14 protein-coding genes are annotated in these 18,837 nt (G+C 40.8%); 10 read left to right on the plus strand and 4 right to left on the minus strand.

The annotated features are described in order from the left end of the window. Positions 1–267 precede the first annotated feature (267 nt). The gene (locus GO009_RS02155) at positions 268–1,851 is read left to right on the plus strand and encodes a BspA family leucine-rich repeat surface protein (RefSeq protein ID WP_163624512.1); all 1,584 of its coding nucleotides are present in this window, start codon (positions 268–270) and stop codon (positions 1,849–1,851) included. A 3-nt stretch (positions 1,852–1,854) separates the two neighbouring features. Here the strand turns inward: GO009_RS02155 and GO009_RS02160 are convergent, their stop codons facing one another. Further along, positions 1,855–2,058 (minus strand): hypothetical protein, encoded by a 204-nt coding sequence (locus GO009_RS02160; protein WP_163624513.1) that lies wholly within the window; start codon positions 2,056–2,058, stop codon positions 1,855–1,857. Between the two features lie 430 nt (positions 2,059–2,488). On the opposite strand from GO009_RS02160, the gene lpdA reads away from it, so the two are divergent. Beyond that, the gene (lpdA, locus tag GO009_RS02165; protein WP_163624514.1) at positions 2,489–3,892 is read left to right on the plus strand and encodes a dihydrolipoyl dehydrogenase; all 1,404 of its coding nucleotides are present in this window, start codon (positions 2,489–2,491) and stop codon (positions 3,890–3,892) included. A gap of 137 nt (positions 3,893–4,029) precedes the next feature. Here the strand turns inward: lpdA and GO009_RS02170 are convergent, their stop codons facing one another. Further along, on the minus strand, positions 4,030–5,307 hold the full coding sequence (locus tag GO009_RS02170) for a heparan-alpha-glucosaminide N-acetyltransferase domain-containing protein (RefSeq protein WP_306770384.1): 1,278 nt from the start codon (positions 5,305–5,307) through the stop codon (positions 4,030–4,032). 38 nt (positions 5,308–5,345) lie between these two features. Here GO009_RS02170 and GO009_RS02175 point away from each other — a divergent pair, with 38 nt between their 5' ends. The 5 genes from GO009_RS02175 (at position 5,346) to GO009_RS02195 (ending at position 13,298) form a co-directional block, all read left to right on the plus strand. Further along, positions 5,346–5,879 (plus strand): NADPH-dependent FMN reductase, encoded by a 534-nt coding sequence (locus GO009_RS02175; RefSeq protein ID WP_163624515.1) that lies wholly within the window; start codon positions 5,346–5,348, stop codon positions 5,877–5,879. Positions 5,880–5,885: 6 nt separating this feature from the next. Then, positions 5,886–7,172, plus strand: a complete 1,287-nt coding sequence (locus GO009_RS02180) for an anthranilate synthase component I family protein (RefSeq protein ID WP_163624516.1) — start codon at positions 5,886–5,888, stop codon at positions 7,170–7,172. Positions 7,173–7,580: 408 nt separating this feature from the next. After that, positions 7,581–8,852, plus strand: coding sequence for a tRNA lysidine(34) synthetase TilS (tilS, locus tag GO009_RS02185; RefSeq protein WP_306770385.1), 1,272 nt, complete (start codon positions 7,581–7,583; stop codon positions 8,850–8,852). Beyond that, positions 8,849–10,828, plus strand: a complete 1,980-nt coding sequence (locus GO009_RS02190; RefSeq protein WP_163624518.1) for a thioredoxin family protein — start codon at positions 8,849–8,851, stop codon at positions 10,826–10,828. The genes tilS and GO009_RS02190 overlap by 4 nt, the downstream gene beginning before the upstream one ends. 82 nt (positions 10,829–10,910) lie before the next feature. Beyond that, positions 10,911–13,298 (plus strand): penicillin acylase family protein, encoded by a 2,388-nt coding sequence (locus GO009_RS02195; RefSeq protein WP_163624519.1) that lies wholly within the window; start codon positions 10,911–10,913, stop codon positions 13,296–13,298. Between the two features lie 207 nt (positions 13,299–13,505). On the opposite strand, the gene GO009_RS02200 is transcribed toward GO009_RS02195, so the two are convergent. Further along, entirely contained in the window at positions 13,506–14,495 is a 990-nt protein-coding gene (locus GO009_RS02200) for a hypothetical protein (RefSeq protein ID WP_163624520.1), read from the minus strand. Between the two features lie 309 nt (positions 14,496–14,804). Between GO009_RS02200 and GO009_RS02205 the strand changes: the two genes are divergently transcribed. Further along, entirely contained in the window at positions 14,805–16,340 is a 1,536-nt protein-coding gene (locus tag GO009_RS02205; RefSeq protein ID WP_163624521.1) for a YifB family Mg chelatase-like AAA ATPase, read from the plus strand. Between the two features lie 190 nt (positions 16,341–16,530). After that, positions 16,531–16,941 carry a hypothetical protein gene (locus GO009_RS02210; protein ID WP_163624522.1) on the plus strand — a complete coding sequence of 137 codons (411 nt, stop codon included), beginning with the start codon at positions 16,531–16,533 and terminating at the stop codon, positions 16,939–16,941. On the opposite strand, the gene GO009_RS02215 is transcribed toward GO009_RS02210, so the two are convergent. After that, entirely contained in the window at positions 16,938–17,381 is a 444-nt protein-coding gene (locus tag GO009_RS02215; protein ID WP_163624523.1) for a hypothetical protein, read from the minus strand. The two genes, GO009_RS02210 and GO009_RS02215, sit on opposite strands and share 4 nt — an antisense overlap. 181 nt (positions 17,382–17,562) lie before the next feature. Between GO009_RS02215 and GO009_RS02220 the strand changes: the two genes are divergently transcribed. Beyond that, entirely contained in the window at positions 17,563–18,759 is a 1,197-nt protein-coding gene (locus GO009_RS02220; RefSeq protein ID WP_163624524.1) for an Nramp family divalent metal transporter, read from the plus strand. Positions 18,760–18,837: the final 78 nt, after the last annotated feature.

Genomic DNA, 18,837 nt, shown 5'->3' on the forward strand with positions numbered 1-18,837 from the left:
GGTTATACGTCTAACAGTTTAGCGGTCTGGGTTCTTTTCCTTTTTGATGCCCATTCCAAGAATGACCACGAATGTTTTTGTTCTTGAATCACCTGAGTTTGAACTTACCCGCCTACTGCATACTGCCTACTGAAATCTGCCTACTGTCCCAAACCTCATCAACTCAACCCGTGCATCCATCAATCCAAACAAGGTGTTCATAAGATCATGCCTAAAAAGTTCGCGTAAACTCTGCATCTTGCTTTAATTACCCTATAAATTTTAGTCATGAAAAGCACATTGAACAAATTTGGAACAACAGTAATAGCCTTGGTAATGCTCTGGTCCTGCGAAAAAGATGATGGTCCAAAGTCATTCGCCAATCAACCCCCAGTAATATATGATCAATCCTTTCATGTGCCCGAAGCGATAACTGGTGGCCAAACGGTAGCCGAAGTAAAGGCATACGATTCCAATATGGGCACCAAGCTTACCTATAATATTGCTGCAGATGATAGTGATATGTTCGAGATAAGCCCTAAGACAGGGTTTTTAAGCATAAAAGCGGGCAAAGAACTTGACCTTGAGGCTCCTCAATTTCACAAGATTACCGTTGAGGTATCCGATGGAGTAAGGCAGGATACTGGCCAAATTACCATTTGCGATTGTGTACCCGTTTTTGCGCAGAAAGCCTACGAGTTTGAAGTAAGCGAAGACATATCCACAGAAGAATTGATCCACACCTTTGAGGTCGAAGATGCCGACACGGATATAGCAGACCTTGTTTTTAACATTCCCACCAACGACAATGGGCTGTTTGCTATCAGCGAAGCAGGTGAACTAAGCTTGGCCGCCGGACAACAGCTCGATTATGAAACAAGCAAAGAACACCACATTACCGTAAGTGTTGAAGATGATAATGCGACCGTGGAAGTAGCGGTGAAAATTATAGTTATAAATGATGGAGATACCTTGGCCGAAGACCCTAAGTCTTTTGTCACCACTTGGAAGACCGAGACCGATGGGGAAGAGATAACGTTTGAAATAATAAATAACTATTACACTTACAACTATACCATAGATTGGGGCGATGGCACGGTAGAAGGGCTTACTGAGGATGATGGACATCCTTCCCATATCTATGCTTCCGCAGGCACCTATACCGTGGCCATACATGGAGAGTTTCCAACTGTTCTTTTTAACGACCCACAATATTCTTCGAAGCTTTTAAGTTTGGAACAATGGGGCAGCATAAAGTGGGAATATTTAAGCTATACTTTTGGCAATTGCGAAAACATGGTGTATAATGCCACAGACGTACCAGACTTATCCAAGGTAACCAGCACCAGTGGTATGTTTTATGAAGCCACCTCCTTTAATGGAGACCTTAGTGACTGGGATGTGAGTCATGTGACCACTATGATAGGAATGTTCGCCGGTGCCACTTCCTTTAACGGGGACCTTAGTGGCTGGGACGTGAGCCATGTGACCGGTATGGGGTCAATGTTCAGAGATGCCACCTCCTTTAATGGGGATGTCAGCGATTGGGATGTTAATAATGTGACTACTATGGAAAATATGTTCAAAGGAGCAACATCCTTTAATCAAGACCTTGGTGGTTGGGATATTGGCAGTGTAACAACTATGATTGGTATGCTGGACAATTCGGGGATGTCCAAGGCCAATCTGGGCAGCACATTTATAGGCTGGAACAATTATTTGGAGCAGAACGGAGGCCCTGAGGGCATTACATTGGGGTTGGACAATCTGGCCATTTGTTTAGGTAGTGAAGGTTACAGTGCTTTCCAAAACCTGTACGACAACCATTCTTGGGATTACATAGGCCAATATGCATTTGAGGAATGTAATTGATTTTTAAAATAGGTTTTGAAACATGCCGCCGGAGTGCCTACGGGTTTTTTGGCGGTTTTGTTTTTGGGTTATTCGATTATTGAGTTGTTTGTTTCTGAACTTGATATCCGAAGTACGATGTACGAAGTCGGAAGTCCGTTCTTGGTTTTCAAGTTCAAGTGTCATTCCTGCCGGCCCCTGAGCGTAGTCGAAGGGAGGCGAATTCATTTTTTAAAGAAACCCGGGAACACATCACAAAGTAGATTTCTCATGTTCCTGTTGGTCGGCTCAGAAATGGCATAAAATAATTCGTGGTCATACATGGAATTTTTGTTTACCACAGGTTTGTTGATCCCTGTCTTTTTGTTCTATTTTCCTTTTGACATAAATTTCACGAATCATCACTAATTTTCTGTTCTCGATCTTGATTCGGGCAATTGGTGAAATTCGTGTCAGCCGTAGGCGGGTGTGTCCACTCTAGAAAAAAATACCCCTATGGTCCACTCAAGGGACAATTGCTCTTGAAGTTTAACTTATACTTGAAACTTGTTTCTTTTGCTACATAATTGATTGAGACTGTCCCGAAAAACATTTGTATTTTTACGCTTGTTTTAAAGAAACAAAGCTTTTTGACAATTATCCTTACAAATAATACAATATGAATCAATATGATGTAGCAATCATCGGCTCTGGACCTGGAGGCTATGTAGCGGCCATTCGATGTGCCCAATTGGGAATGAAAACGGCAATAATAGAAAAATACGCAGCCCTTGGCGGAACCTGTCTTAACGTTGGTTGTATTCCATCCAAAGCACTTTTGGATTCGTCACACCATTACGAAGATGCCGTAAAGCACTTCGAGGAACACGGTATCGAAATTCCAGGGGAGGTAAAAGTAAACTTAGAGCAAATGATCGCCCGCAAACAAGGTGTGGTCGACCAGACCACCAAAGGCATAGATTTTTTGATGGACAAAAATAAAATCGATGTTTACCACGGAGTTGGAAGTTTCAAGGACGCTACGCACGTTAAGATTGCCAAGGAAGATGGTGAAGAAACCATTGAAGCTAAAAACATCATTATAGCCACAGGGTCGAAACCTTCATCCTTGCCTTTTATTGATATTGACAAAGAAAGAGTAATCACTTCTACCGAAGCCTTGAAACTGAAAGAAGTTCCAAAACACTTGATTGTGATTGGAGGAGGAGTGATCGGGTTAGAATTGGGTCAGGTATATAAGCGCTTGGGTGCCGATGTTACCGTAGTGGAGTTTATGGACCGTATTATTCCTGGAATGGATGGTGCTTTGTCCAAAGAGCTCACCAAAGTAATGAAAAAACAAAAGGTCAAGTTCAACCTGTCCCACAAAGTAAAATCCGTGGAGCGCAAAGGTGATGAGGTAATCGTAAAAGCCGATGACAAAAAAGGCAAAGAAATTACCATAAAAGGAGACTATTGTTTGGTAAGTGTGGGGCGCAAGCCTTATACCGATGGATTGAATGCCGAAGCTGCCGGAGTAAAATTGGATGATCGTGGTAGAGTAGAAGTGAACGAACACTTGCAGACCAACGTTTCCAATATTTACGCCATTGGCGATGTGGTAAAAGGTGCCATGTTGGCCCATAAAGCCGAAGAAGAAGGGACTTTTGTAGCTGAAGTATTGGCAGGACAAAAACCACATATCGATTACAACTTGATTCCTGGAGTTGTCTATACTTGGCCAGAAGTAGCCGCTGTGGGCAAAACAGAAGAACAATTGAAAGAAGAAGGTGTGGCATACAAAACAGGTCAGTTCCCGATGCGAGCTTTGGGGAGAGCCAGAGCCAGTATGGACATTGATGGTTTTGTGAAGATCCTTGCCGATAAAAACACCGACGAAGTATTGGGTGTTCACATGATCGGGGCACGTTGTGCCGATTTAATCGCCGAAGGCGTTACCGCAATGGAGTTTAGGGCATCTGCCGAGGATATTTCCCGTATGAGCCATGCACACCCAACCTTTGCAGAAGCTGTTAAAGAAGCTGCTTTAGCCGCAACTGATGATAGGGCTCTGCATGTGTAGATGGAATTTTCGTCAACCTGAACTTGATTCAGGTTCTCATAATCATATGTTATTGGTCTGATGAGATTCTGAAATAAATTCAGAATGACGTATTACAATTATAACAAAGCATTCAGTCCAAGGATTGGATGCTTTTTTTAGTTTTTAACCGTACGTAAAACTCTTCTGAGGAACAGTCGAACTCTAATAAAAATTTCTCGAAGTACAGGAATAGAAATTTCTTTCAATTCGATAAGCTGGTTTTTAGTGTAAGAAACGCCCCAAGCCAACTGTGATTTAATGTTAGCTTCGTACTTATTGTATTGCAATGCAAAATATGTGCAGGCAATCATAAAGGCGAGAGCACCGGGAATCACGATTTCCGGAGAAAAGGAATGATTAAAGAAACGGTACAACCCCAAGCCAGTGAAACTTCCGTAAAGAATGACGAAGTGAATCACATAAATGGACAGTGTACTCGCTCCGATGTTTAAAACGGTTTTGTTCGTCATCAATTGGCGAAGTATCATAAACACGGCAAACACCACAAAAACATTCCCTAGTCGAATAAATAGGTAGTTGTTGGTCAAAAGTAGTCCGAGGAACTTAAATCCTGTTCGTTCATAAACCAATTCAAAAGCATTGGTAGATTGATAAATCAACAAATAACCGGCCGTCAATGCAATGGAAATGGCAGCAGGATACAAATACCTGTAATTTTTGAACCTAGTGAACAGTACGGAGATAAACGCACCTATGGTGGTGTAACCAAACCAAGGGATTATGGTAAACACCGACCCATTGGCTTTGGTAAAGTAATTGGCCAAAAAATCGGGCAAAAAGGCAAAAGACCAATCTTTATAAATCCTTTCAAATAGGAAAAGCACCAGGGTAATGATTACAAGAGTGGTTGGGAACACATATTTTTTCTTTTTGGCCGTAAGCACATAAACACCGATCAAACCCAAAATGGAAAGTCCAATACAATGCAGGACGTCCACAAAATAAAAAGAATCATATATTTCACCTTTGAGCAGGCCTCCAAGGTTCAATCGGAGCAAATAACCGATGGCCAAAAGTTGCAACCCCCGACGAATCCCTTTGGAAACCCTAGGATTTTCCATTCCAGTCTGTGGAACCCGAATCAGCAAATAGGTGAAAATGAAACCGGAAACTGTAAAAAACACTGGAGCTGTAATTCCCCTGAAATAAAGCCAAATATTGTATAGGGAATTGTTGGTATCCCTGAAAACAGGATCCAACAAACCATCTATGAAGTGCCCTTGGAGCATCATCAAAATAGCCCATGCCCGCATGGCATCAATAAAAAATAACCTGTTGTTCTTGGCTGTCATTTGGTCTATATACTTGTTTTGCAGGTAGTTTGGATGTTCTTTGCGCCAAAAATATGCAAAATAGTCGCATCTCTGTTTCAATTGGGGTATTTTAGCGAAACAATCAACAATTTTATTATATGGCTGCAATTTTGGCATTTGCTGGAAGCAATTCTTCCACTTCTATCAATTTTAAATTAGTGAAACTTACTACCTCTTTAGTACAAAATCATGATATTCAGACCCTCAACATGGCAGAACACCCTTTTCCCATGTTCAGTGAAGACCTTGAAAAAGAAAAGGGATATGCTGCTTCGTTAAAGGAATTGAAAGCGAACATCAATGGCTCTGATGGATTGATTTTGTCCGTAAACGAACACAACGGGAACCCATCGGCCTACTTTAAAAATGTGTTGGATTGGCTTTCGAGAATAGATCGTAAGTTTTTGGAGGGCACCAAAGTGCTATTGATGTCCACTTCTGGAGGAAAGCGGGGAGGCAAAGGTTCCTTGGCGGTTGTTGAAAATATGTTGCCCAGATTTGGTGCGGAGGTTGTCGCAACCTTTTCATTGCCATCTTTCAATGATAATTTTAGTGAAGAAGGTATTTTGGATGAAGGCTTAAAGGAAGAACACCAAAATGCTTTGAATACGTTTTTGGATTCGTTAAAATAGTAGGTATTGCGAACACAGCGTTCTTTTGGGTTTGATTCCCTTTTACAAAGTAAAAAGGCACTGTTTCAATGGTCCAGAGGTTTTGACGATGTAGTTTGGTTGGACAGCAATTCACACCAAGACCAATATTCCAGTTTTGAAGCTTGTTTAGCCGTTGGCGCATCAAAAAGCCTGGAGAATATTGAGGCGCTTCAAGCCTTTGTGAATCAGAAAAAGGATTGGCTTTTCGGCTATTTTTCCTATGATTTTAAAAATGAGTTGGAAGATTTGACTTCCAGTAATTTTGATGCACTCGGATTTCCCGTACTACAGTTTTTTCAGCCTAGCAAACTTATCATTCTTGCTAACGGACAACTTCATTTTAAGTATTTGGAAGGTGTTGCCCACGAAATTGAAGCCGATTATGAGGAAATAACCAATGGTCAGCAAAGTGAATTGTCTATCGAGCAAAGCGATGCCATCAAAATTAAAATGCGCATTCATAAGGATGCCTATTTTGAAAAAGCCAACCGTTTTTTGGAGCATATCCACCGTGGTGACATTTATGAAGCTAATTTTTGTCAGGAATTTTACGCTGAGGATGTTTCCTTTGATCCATGGGAAACCTATCAGAAACTGAACAGTATTTCCGACCCACCGTTTGCCGTATTTGCGAGATTAAGGGATAAGTATTTGATGTGTGCTTCGCCCGAACGGTACATCAAAAAAATGGGGCAGAAAGTTATCTCACAGCCCATAAAAGGCACCGCGCGGAGAGGGAATGATGAATTTGAGGATAAAATCATCAAAAAAGAGCTTTCACAAGACCCAAAGGAACGCTCGGAAAACATTATGATTACGGATTTAGTTCGTAACGATTTGTCCAAAAGTGCATTAAAAGGTTCTGTGCAGGTCGAGGAACTTTGTAAACCATACACTTTTAAGCAAGTACACCAATTGATCTCGACCATAGTTTCAAAAGTTTCAACTGATAAAAACATCGTGGAAATTATCAAGGAAACCTTTCCTATGGGTAGCATGACGGGTGCCCCGAAAATATCGGCAATGAATATTATTGAGGATTTAGAGGAAACCAAACGGGGTTTGTACAGTGGTGCGGTAGGTTATTTTGACCCACTCGGGGATTTTGATTTTAATGTAGTCATTAGAAGTATTTTGTACAACGCAACAAAAAAGTATGTGTCTTTTTCGGTCGGGAGTGCCATTACCTCAAAATCTGACCCAGAAAGGGAATATGAAGAATGTTTGCTAAAGGCAAAAGCTATGCGAACAGTATTGGAGGAAAGGGGATGAGGTTGATAGTGAGTTCAAGTTCAAACTCAAACATCAAGTTCAAGAGCCAAGAACCAAGACCGCTGCGCTGATGGACACTGAAGTTAGGAGTTCAGAGTTAGGAGTTCGGAGTTCGGAGTTAGGAGTTCGGAGTTAGGGGTTCAGAGTTACAAAGTTATAGGGTTATTCAGTTACTGACTACTGTCTCCCGACTCAAATTCAAGTTCAAATATCAAACCCAAGCATCAAGATTAAACCTCAAAGGTAGGAGTTACCGCTAACTAACTTCGGGCTTCGTGCTTCCGACTTCTGAAACCGAGCATCCAACAACAAAACAACTTAGTAACGTAATAACACAGCCGCAAGGCTAAGGTTTATTTGTAAATTTGCGATATGTTCCCAAAATTCAAACAGCACATAAACAGCGAGATGCCCTTTCTGAAGGGGAAAAGGCTCCTAGTGGCCTGTAGTGGCGGGGTGGACAGTGTTGTGCTGACCCATTTGTGCACTGCTGCCGATATGGATATTGTTCTGGCCCATTGTAATTTTACGCTACGTGGCGATGAAAGTGATGGTGATGAGGTTTTTGTACGCCAATTGGGCTCACAATTAGGGATTGAGGTCTTTGTAAAACATTTTGAGACCGAACAATATGCAGAAACCCACCGAGTGTCTGTTCAAATGGCAGCACGGGAACTGCGCTATCAATGGTTTGATGAAGTATTGCAAACCAAAGGTTTTGATTATGTGTTGACGGCCCACCATGCCGATGATAGTTTGGAAACTTTTCTGATTAATCTATCGCGCGGTACAGGAATCGAAGGGCTTTCTGGAATTCCCGAAGTGAATGAAAAAGTGGTTCGGCCCTTGTTGCCATTTTCTCAAAACGAGATTTTGGAGTATGCCAAATCCAAAAATTTGGATTGGCGAGAGGACAGCAGTAATGCCAGCACTAAATACCTTCGGAACAAGATTCGTCATCAAATTGTACCTACCTTAAAGGAACTGCACCCTACTTTTTTGCAAAATTTTCTGACTACCCAAAATCATTTGCAACAAACCCATCATTTGGTCTCTAATCATTTGAATGAATTAAAGTCCAAGCTGTTTGAGCAGCGAGATGATGACATCAAAATTAATATTGCAACACTCAAACAATTGCAACCGTTGAATGCTTACCTATATGGACTGTTCAAAGATTATGGGTTTACAGCCTGGGATGATGTAAAAGACCTTTTATCCGCCATGAGCGGCAAGCAAGTAGTTTCCAAAACACATCAGTTGCTCAAGGATAGGGATTTTCTAATTCTTTCTGAAATAAAGAATAGAGCAAACGGAACATATCTTGTACATGTGGATGGGACTCCATCCGAGTTGCCCATCAAACTAAAGCTGGAAAATGTTGAAACCCTAGAAAAACAGGGGCGAAATGTCGTATTTTTGGATAAGGAAAAGTTAAACTTTCCCCTAGTGTTAAGGAATTGGGAAAAAGGCGACTATTTTTATCCCTTTCGGATGCAAGGCAAGAAAAAACTGTCCAAATTTTTTAAGGATGAAAAACTGGATGTGATTTCCAAGGAAAAGCAATGGTTGCTCTGCTCAAATAATGATATTGTTTGGGTTGTGGGCAAACGTGCAGACGAACGATTCAAGGTTGAGGATTCAACCCGAGAAATAATAAAGATTACCCAACTTACATGAGATTACTTGTACTCTTTTTAGGATTATTCTTCATCAATTTAACCACATTCGCTCAAACGGATGAGAATCCTGCGGTTTGGAGCCACGAAGTACATAAATTGTCCGAGACCGAATACGAATTGGTCTTTAAGGGCAAAATTATGGATGGATGGCATGTGTATTCGCAATATACCGCCGAAGGGGGTTCCTTGCCCAGCGAATTTTCTTTTGAAAAAGCAGGCGAGGACTACGAACTTATTGGTAAAACCGAAGAAAGTGAGACCATAAAGGAGTACAGCGATATTTTTGAGGTAGAAGAGACCTTTTTCAAAAAAGAGGCCATTTTCACCCAAAAGATAAAATTGCTCGACCCGGAGGTCAATCAGATTTCGGTAAACCTGTTTTATCAGATTTGCAAGGAGGTTTGCATTCCAGCAGACGAACTTTTTCAAATTTCGTTGGATGGAAGCGGGTTTATTTCCGAAGAGGCATCCTTGGATGAACGAAGCGTGGCTCTAGGAGAATCGCTTAAAGTGGATTTAAAGAACAAACAACTACTTAATCAAGATGGAGTAACCGATTCCGAAGGAAAGTCCAACTTATGGGTGATTTTTGGATTGGGATTCATCGGAGGACTTATTGCCTTGTTAACGCCCTGTGTGTTCCCCATGATTCCGTTAACGGTTTCCTTTTTCACCAAACAAACCCAGAACAAATCCAAGGGAATTGGAAATGCACTATTGTACGGCTTCTTCATCGTATTGATTTATTTCTTGTTGAGTTTGCCGTTCCATTTGTTCAATTCGGTGGATTCACAAATTTTGAACACCATCGCCACCAATATTTGGCTCAACGTATTTTTCTTTGTCATTTTTGTATTCTTTGCCTTTTCGTTTTTTGGGTATTACGAATTAACCTTGCCCAGCTCATGGGCCAATAAAATGGATTCCGCCTCATCCAAAGTAGGAGGGGGACTGGGAATCTTTTTTATGGCGTTGACCTTGGCCATAGTCTCTTTTTCGTGTACGGGGCCTATTTTAGGAGGGCTTTTGGGAAGTACAACACTTGCCGAAGGTAATGTGGCTACGAATCTCACTTCGGGAATGGTCGGTTTCGGTTTGGCTTTGGCCTTGCCATTTGCTTTGTTCGCCATGTTCCCAGCTTGGTTGAATTCCTTGCCAAAATCTGGCGGTTGGATGACCACCGTGAAAGTGGTTCTAGGCTTTTTGGAGCTCGCCTTGGCCTTCAAATTTTTGTCTAATGCCGATTTGGTAGGCAATTGGGGCATTTTTAAACGAGAAATATTTGTAGGGATATGGGTAGTGCTCTTTGTTTTGATGACACTATACCTCTTCGGAATCTTCAGGTTTCCGCACGATGGGCCAAAGAAAAATTTGTCACCAGCCAGAAAGATCGTTGGTCTGTTAAGCTTTGCTTTTACTGTGTATTTGGTGCTTGGATTGTTCAATATCAGTAACTTAAAGTTGTTGAGTGGTTTCCCGCCGCCAAGTTTTTACAGCGTTGTGGAAACAGAAAGCGATTGTCCGTTAGGATTGGATTGCTTTAAGGATTTTGAAGAAGGCGTAGCTTATGCGCAAGAGGTAAACAAACCCATTTTGCTTGATTTTACGGGGTGGGCCTGTGTAAATTGTAGAAAAATGGAGGAAAACGTCTGGAGCGACCCCGATATTTACCCTATTATTAAAGAAGATTATGTATTGATTTCCCTATATGTGGATGATAGAAAGGAACTCCCCAAATCGGAACAATTCGATTTTAAATATGATTCTGGAAGGGTAAAAGCCATTGAAACCATTGGTCAAAAATGGGGAACATTCCAGACGATTAATTTCAATGCAGCATCGCAGCCATATTATGTACTACTTTCCCCAAACCTGGAGATTTTGAACGAAGCTGTACAGTATGTGGATGTTGAAACTTATGAGAAATGGTTGAAATCTGGCTTGGAAAAACACCATCTTTCCATGAATAAATAATTGATATTTGTCAATATTTTTTTTCAACCATCTGAAAAAATAATTATACCTTAGGATGGATTAATAGACTTAACCCATCTTCGTGAAAAACTACAAAAAGATTCTTCTTGTTCTTGCAGGATTGCTTCTACTTGTAATTATTGGCATTGCTATATTTATTAACAGCCTTAAACCAGATTATGGTGGAGAAAAATCTTTGCCAGGCCTCTCCAATGAGGTAACAACTTATTTTGACCCCTACGGGATTCCCCATATTTATGCAGATAACGAAACAGATGCCCTTAGGGCATTGGGCTACGTACATGCCCAGGATAGATTATGGCAAATGGAACTGTTGCGAAGGGTGGCCAAAGGACGACTTTCCGAAGTTTTTGGTGAGGACATGATCAAAACCGACAAGTTTTTCTTGTCTTTGGGTATCGCCGACCATACTAAAGAAACAATAGCAGCATTGGACATGCAAAGCGAGACCATTGTGCTTTCCCAAGCTTATTTGGATGGCATTAATGAGTTTATAAAAAATGGGCCAACACCTATCGAGTTCTATTTGACAGGGATTGAAAAAGAGCCATTCACCATTGAAGATGTCTACAATGCCGTTGGATATATGGCGTTTAGTTTTGCCATGGCGCACAAAACGGACCCCTTATTGACAAGTATGCGCAATAAACTTGGTGAGGAGTATATTAACAACTTGACCATAAGTTCGGATACTTCCACGATTTGGATTAAAAACTATGACGGAATCGAAACAGATACTTTGGGGACAAATATTACCGCAAGTGTAACGGCAGCTTTGGATAAACTTCCCATTCCGCAGTTTGAAGGGAGCAATAGCTGGGTGGTAGCCCCACAAAAGACCAAAAATAGTAAAGTGATTTTGGCCAACGACCCGCATATAGGTTTCGCCCAACCCTCAGTTTGGTACGAGGCCCATGTAAGTACCCCGACCTATGAAAAATATGGGTATCATTTAGCAGGGGTTCCCTTTCCGCTGTTGGGTCATGATAGAAAGCTGGCTTATGGCCTCACCATGTTCGAGAATGATGATATTGATTTTTATTACGAAGAAACCCATCCATCCGACAGTACTAAATACAAAACCGTTGATGGTTGGAAGGATTATGAATTTATCCATAAAACCATCAAAGTAAAGGACGGGGATGATGTGGGCTTTAGCTATAAGAAAACACGTCATGGTCCAGTCTTGAACAATATTGCAGATCAAATTTCGGGCGAGCGACCCATCTCCATGTCTTGGATGTACACCAAACCAAAGAATATGGTGATGCACGCTTTGTACGGATTAAGCCACGCCGCCGATATAGAAGAGTTTAAAAGTGCCTTGCCAAACATTCATGCACCAGGACTTAATGTAATGTATGGTGATGCCGAGGGCAATGTAGCCTGGTGGGCTACGGCAAAACTTTACGAAATGCCCGATAGCTTATCCACCAAGTTTATTTTGGATGGAACCACAGGGAAAGAGGAGCCGCTACGTTATTTGGACTTTTCAGAAAATCCCAGGGCCGAAAACCCACCTTGGAATTATGTGTATTCTGCCAACAATCAACCAGATTCCATTGCAGGAATGTTGTATCCTGGCTATTATTTGCCCGAGAACCGTGCCAAGCGAATAGTTCAACTACTCGATGCAAAAGACGATTGGGACAAGGAGTCCATTTCAAAAATGATGCTGGATGTTACCTCGCCGGTAAATACCGAATTGGTTACAGAATTGATAAAACTGTTGGATGTAACCCATTTAAACACCGAACAGCTGGTAATGGTAGATTCTTTAAAGAATTGGAACGGAAAATACGCTTTAACGAGTACTAGTCCAACACTTTACCATAGAGCACTTTATTATATGGTAAAGAATACCATGGAGGATGAGCTTGGACCAGAAATGTTCAAACAGTTTTTGAAAACTCATTTGTTCAAAAGACAGATTGCTTGGGGAGCCAAAATGGAAAATGGGAAATGGTGGGACAACATAAACACAAAGGAGATTACTGAAACAAGACAGGACATAATCATTAAATCCTTTGCCGATGCTTGGAGTTCCCTTGTTAAGGACTTTGGCCCCGACCCTAGCCAGTGGACTTGGGATAAAGTACACACTCTGGAGCACCAACACCCGTTTGGGCAAGTAGCGTCGCTCCGTAAATATTTTAATGTAGGCCCGTTCCCGGTTACAGGAACTCGTGAGGTCATCAACAACCTATCGTTCCCTTATGACAGTACAGGGTTGTACAAAGTAAGTTCTGGTCCGTCCACAAGACGTGTAATTGATTTTTCGGATGTGGAGAACAGTATTAGCATATTGCCAACGGGGCAATCTGGAAACCCTTTTAGCAAACACTATGATGATCAAGCCGAAATGTACGTAAACGGCGAGTTTCGTAAAATGATGATGAACAAGCAGGAAATAGAGGAGACCGCCGAATCCATTTTAATCTTCCGTTAATTCAGAAGGGGCATTCGTCAATTCAAATTGGGGTATTCGTCAAAAGGGGGTTCTTTTTGAAGCGGGATTGGCTATTTTTCAGTCTTTTTTCAACTAGAGAAATTCCATCATGCTCATAAAAGTTTACGGAAGTGCCATTTTTGGCATTGAGGCCACTACCATTGTCGTGGAGGTCATCACTAATTCGATAAATTGTATTTTTGGAGTTTAATTAACTAATATGGTATTTTGTAAATTAAATATTGCCATGTAATTTTCGTAGTAATAAAGCCCTGCGGAATTATCAATTACATTATCTCTCATTTTGGCTCTTTCAACTGGTGTAACTCTCGAAATTATTGAAGTATATTCAAAACTTTTACCGCTCCAGTCCGTATTATTAGACCCAGTCAGAGAAGCGCTCCCTGTTTTTCTTGGTGACGACAAATATCTCTTATGATTTTTCCAATTTATCATTTGAAAAGTCGAACCGTTATTTGAATAAGCCCAAATACTTAATTTAATGTCATCTTTAAAGTCATTTACATCAAATTTAGCTATTGAATAAGTAGCGATGTTTGATGTTAAACTAGAGAGCCTAACTTCGAAAGCCATATTGCTGCCATTTCCATTTACTAGAGGCTCTAGATTTATTGATTCTTTAAGTAGACTGTCTTGAAAAGAAGAACAAGTTATATACAAATTTATGTTGTGCATTGGGTATTTACCCATAACAGTGCATAACAGCTCTAAAGATTGAGTTCTCCACCTTTTGACCAAAAATAGCTTTATATAGCTATCTCCCCCTGTAAGATTATTTTGAATTTCTTTTGATTCAGAGACAATCGAAGTCAATTGATTAACTTGTTCGTTTATTGAGTTCCTGACAATTCCAATAGAACTATCGACCTTAACTAAATTTTGAGCTGATGAATCTATTTTGTTTAGTGCATTACCAAGGTTTAAAATTATTTGAGAAGCCCTGATACTATCCTGTACTATTTGTGCATCTCTTCTTTCTTCTTCAATTTTATTTTTGTTTTCATCATTAATTTCATCCCATACGGTAAGGAGTAATAATAGGAGAGAGCTAATTATTATTATTGGTTTTTTTAATTTTTGCCAATTCTTGTTCTTTCGTTTTTTACGGAAATCCCAAACTTCAACAACAGTAATGCCAACTGCAATAAATGAAATAATGATTTTTAACCAAGGCATTTGTTGTCAATTAATTAGAATAATGCTTAATCAAAAATACCAAAATAGGATAGGGTTAACCAATTGTGTTACTATTAGTTATTAACTCTGTTCTCAACTTTTCCATGGTTGACAAGTCGAGAAATCTATGCTTCTTACAAAACTGAGTTATCTATTTAAATTAATAGGAAACTGCTGAGTCCATTTTAATCTTCCGTTAATTCAGAAAGGGCATTCGTCAATTCAAATTGGGGTATTCGTCAAAAGGAGGTTCTTTTTGGAGAGAGATTGGCTATTTTTCAGTCTTTTTTCAACTAGAGAAATTCCATCATGCTCATAAAAGTTTACGGAAGTGCCGTTTTTGGCATTGAGGCCACTACCATTGTCGTGGAGGTCAATATAGATAAAGGTATAGGATACCACTTGGTAGGATTGCCAGATAATGCCATAAAGGAAAGTAACTACCGGATTGCGGCTGCCCTCCAAAACAATGGATATAGAATTCCCGGCAAAAAAATCACCATCAACATGGCTCCTGCCGATTTAAGAAAGGAAGGGTCCGCCTATGATTTGACCTTGGCCATTGGCATTTTGGCAGCATCGGACCAGATTCGCTCAAATAACATCGAAAACTATTTGATTATGGGAGAGCTTTCTTTGGACGGAAGCCTACAACCCATAAAAGGTGCTTTGCCCATTGCCATAAAAGCCAAGGAAGAGGGGTTTGAAGCATTTATTTTACCCAAAGAAAATGCGAACGAAGCTGCTGTTGTAGATGGACTAAAAGTATATGGCGTTGAAAATATTAAAGAGGTCATTGATTTTTTTGATACCAATGTTCCTTTGGAACAGACCCATGTGGATACCCGAAGGGAATTTTACGAGCACTTGCATCTTCCAGAGTTTGATTTTGCCGATGTAAAAGGACAAGAAAGCATAAAGCGATGTATGGAAATTGCCGCTGCAGGTGGGCACAATATTATTTTGATCGGTCCGCCTGGGGCAGGAAAAACAATGTTGGCGAAGCGATTACCCTCCATTTTGCCTCCGATGACGCTTCACGAAGCTTTGGAAACCACTAAAATACATAGTGTTGTGGGGAAAGTTAAAAATAGGGGGTTGATGAGTCAACGTCCTTTTAGAAATCCGCACCATACAATTAGTTCCGCAGCCTTGGTCGGAGGCGGGAGTTATCCGCAGCCTGGTGAAATTTCGTTGTCCCATAACGGCGTACTTTTCTTGGATGAACTACCGGAATTTGAGCGCCGTGTACTGGAAGTGATGCGACAGCCCATGGAAGATAGGGAAGTGACCATTGCCCGTGCACAGTTTACGGTAACCTATCCCAGTAGTTTTATGTTGGTTGCAAGTATGAATCCGAGTCCCGGAGGGTATTTTAACGATCCTGATGCGCCCGTCACTTCCTCTCCCGCAGAAATGCAACGTTATTTGGGGAAAATATCAGGTCCGTTGTTGGATAGAATAGACATCCATATTGAAGTAACCCCTGTTCCTTTTGACAAATTGTCCGAAGAGCGAAAAGGGGAGAGTAGTGTTGTAATAAGAAAAAGGGTGGAAGCTGCACGTGAGATCCAAACCCAAAGATTTCAAGAAGTTGATGGAATACATTACAACGCCCAAATGGGCACGAAACACATTAGAAAGTTCTGTAAGTTGAATGAGTCTTCCAAAAACCTTTTAAAAGATGCCATGCAGCGTTTAAACCTTTCTGCTAGGGCTTACGACCGCATTTTGAAGGTATCCCGCACCATAGCCGATTTGGAACAGTCCGAAGATGTAGTGGAAAATCATATTTCTGAAGCTATTCAATACCGAAGTTTGGACAGGGAAGGTTGGTTGGGTTGATTGGAACAAACCACATCAAAAGAAAATCGTATTGGATAAAATATAGTTTAAAGAGCTGTTCTTCAACAAATTCGCAATAGCACAACCTTAATTGGAAAGATACTCAAGGAAATAGTTAAATGTTGATTAAACGTCTGTTTTTAAATGTCTTATGCCTTATTTTTGCGCGATTTTAGAAAATTCAGAGAATATGCAATGTGTGGAATTGAACCCAGTAGGGAACTTTGACCCTTGGGAGCAAGAAAGGATTGATGAGTTGCTACATCAAGAAATTAAGGAATCGTTGAGCAATAGATTGGTTTTTGAAGACGAGAGCATAAAATTATGGGATTTGCACCTGGCTCCTGGGAATCGACTTTCTTTTAGAAGACACAATACCAATTATGGTTGGGTATGTACCACCGGAGGTTTGGTGATCACCCGTTACGGCAACGGAAAAATAGATATGATCAAATTAAACCCCGGCGATACCGATTTCTTTGAAAATAGGGGCAAAGACTACATCAACGACTTGGAGAACATTGGAGAGCATACCATAGTCATCAATATTTTGGAATACAAGCAAACCAAAAGGGCGGACAGTATGCAGTTCTGCAATTAAATCGCCTTAATATTAGCCTTTAAGCCTGCAATAATGCCCAAAATGTTTTCTACGGTTTCATCCAAGTAGTATTTAATGGCCAAATGCGGAATTCTTATGGTGGTAAACCCATTCTTAAAAGAATGCATGGCATCTTCCAGATCGTTTATTGCCTGTTCGTGGGTTATCATATTGTAATTCTTGTCAATCTCAATGTTGAGTTTAACACGGGAAATCGCAATATCAACTGATCTTTTACCGTCCCACCACTCCAGCATAGGGTGAACTCCGGCGTCTTTTAAGGCGTAAAACAAATGTATGGCGTCAATTGGGGTGTCATTGTCGAGTATTACTTTTTTGATCAGTTTTGTATGTCGTTCGCAAAGCGCTACACCTAAAGATTCATTAGAAGCTTTAAACTGTTGGGGGTTAATGTCTTTGCCGCAATCCTTACATGTCATAAGTTTTAGTCAAGTTTAAGTCTAAGTATGATTTGGTGTTATTATAACTTTGAGATTTTTGAAATAGTATAAAAATTCGATGTACGGCAATCCACTTTTAGATGAAATACACTTTTTTGGATGAAATGCATATTTTGTCCAGATATCCTGTTAATTTAATCGCTCCTAAACCAAAGAACCAATGTTTAAAAAAATAGGGCCGGGTGTGCTGGTCGCAGCCGCTTTTGTGGGCCCGGGAACCATAACCATGTGCACCTTGGCCGGAGCACGCTTTGGCTACGCTTTAATTTGGGCATTATTGGTGTCCATTATCGCAACCATTGTATTGCAGGGCATGGCCGGTAGAATCGGTCTGGTGACCCAAAACGGTCTCGTGGATGTGGTTAGAACCGAACTTAAAACACCATGGATCCGAAACTTTGTAATTGCAATAGTTTTGGGAGCTATTTTAGTGGGAAATGCAGCTTACGAAGCTGGTAATATTGGTGGTGCCACTCTTGGACTTGAACAGCTTTTGCCACAACAACAAGTAAAACCCTTTTTGCCAGCGATCATAGGTATTGTTATATTTCTGTTGCTCTGGTTTAGCAGTTATAAGATTTTGGAAAAGATATTTGTTGGGTTGGTCGGTATTATGGGATTGAGTTTTGTGATTTCTGCCATCATCACCCAGCCTTCCATCACAGGAATATTAAAAGGAATGTTTGTGCCACAATTGCCCGAAGGAAGTTTGCTAACGATTATTGCTTTGGTAGGCACTACAGTGGTTCCTTACAATCTCTTTTTGCACGCATCGTTGGTAAAGGAAAAATGGAATTCCAAAAACGATTTAAAGGCTGTTAATTGGGACACCATCATCTCCATTGGTTTGGGCGGAATGGTCTCCATAGCCATACTTATTACGGCTTCTGCGGCACCTATTTCGGATATTAACCATGCATTGGACATGGCCAAGTCCTTGGAGCCCCTATTTGGAAAAATGGCGGTTTACTTTATGGCAACAGGACTATTGGCAGCAGGAATCACATCCGCCATCACGGCACCTTTGGCTGCGGCCTATGTTGCAAGTAGCTGTTTTGATTGGCAGGGTGGCATGCAGAACAGAAAATTCAAAATGGTCTGGGCCATCGTGCTTTTATGTGGCGTGGTTTTCCTTTCTTTTGATATAAAACCCATCGAGGTGATTCAATTTGCCCAGGTCGCCAACGGAATATTGCTTCCCGTGATGGCCTTGTTGCTGTTATGGGTGGTGAACAAAAAATCCGTGATGGGAGAAAACAAGAACTCCTTGCTGCAAAATGTACTGGGAATTGCCATTGTGGTATTTGCTATATTCCTTGGAGCAAAAAGTATATTTAAAGTCATGGGGCTTTTTTAATTCAGTAAGAAGAAAAAAAACTAAAGTTCAAGTAAAAAAGTATTCGTGGTGGTTCGTGAAATTTGTGTATACAGGCTG

Origin of the sequence: Allomuricauda sp. TY007, assembly GCF_010468565.1 — a bacterium.
In the GTDB taxonomy this organism is placed as follows: domain Bacteria; phylum Bacteroidota; class Bacteroidia; order Flavobacteriales; family Flavobacteriaceae; genus Flagellimonas.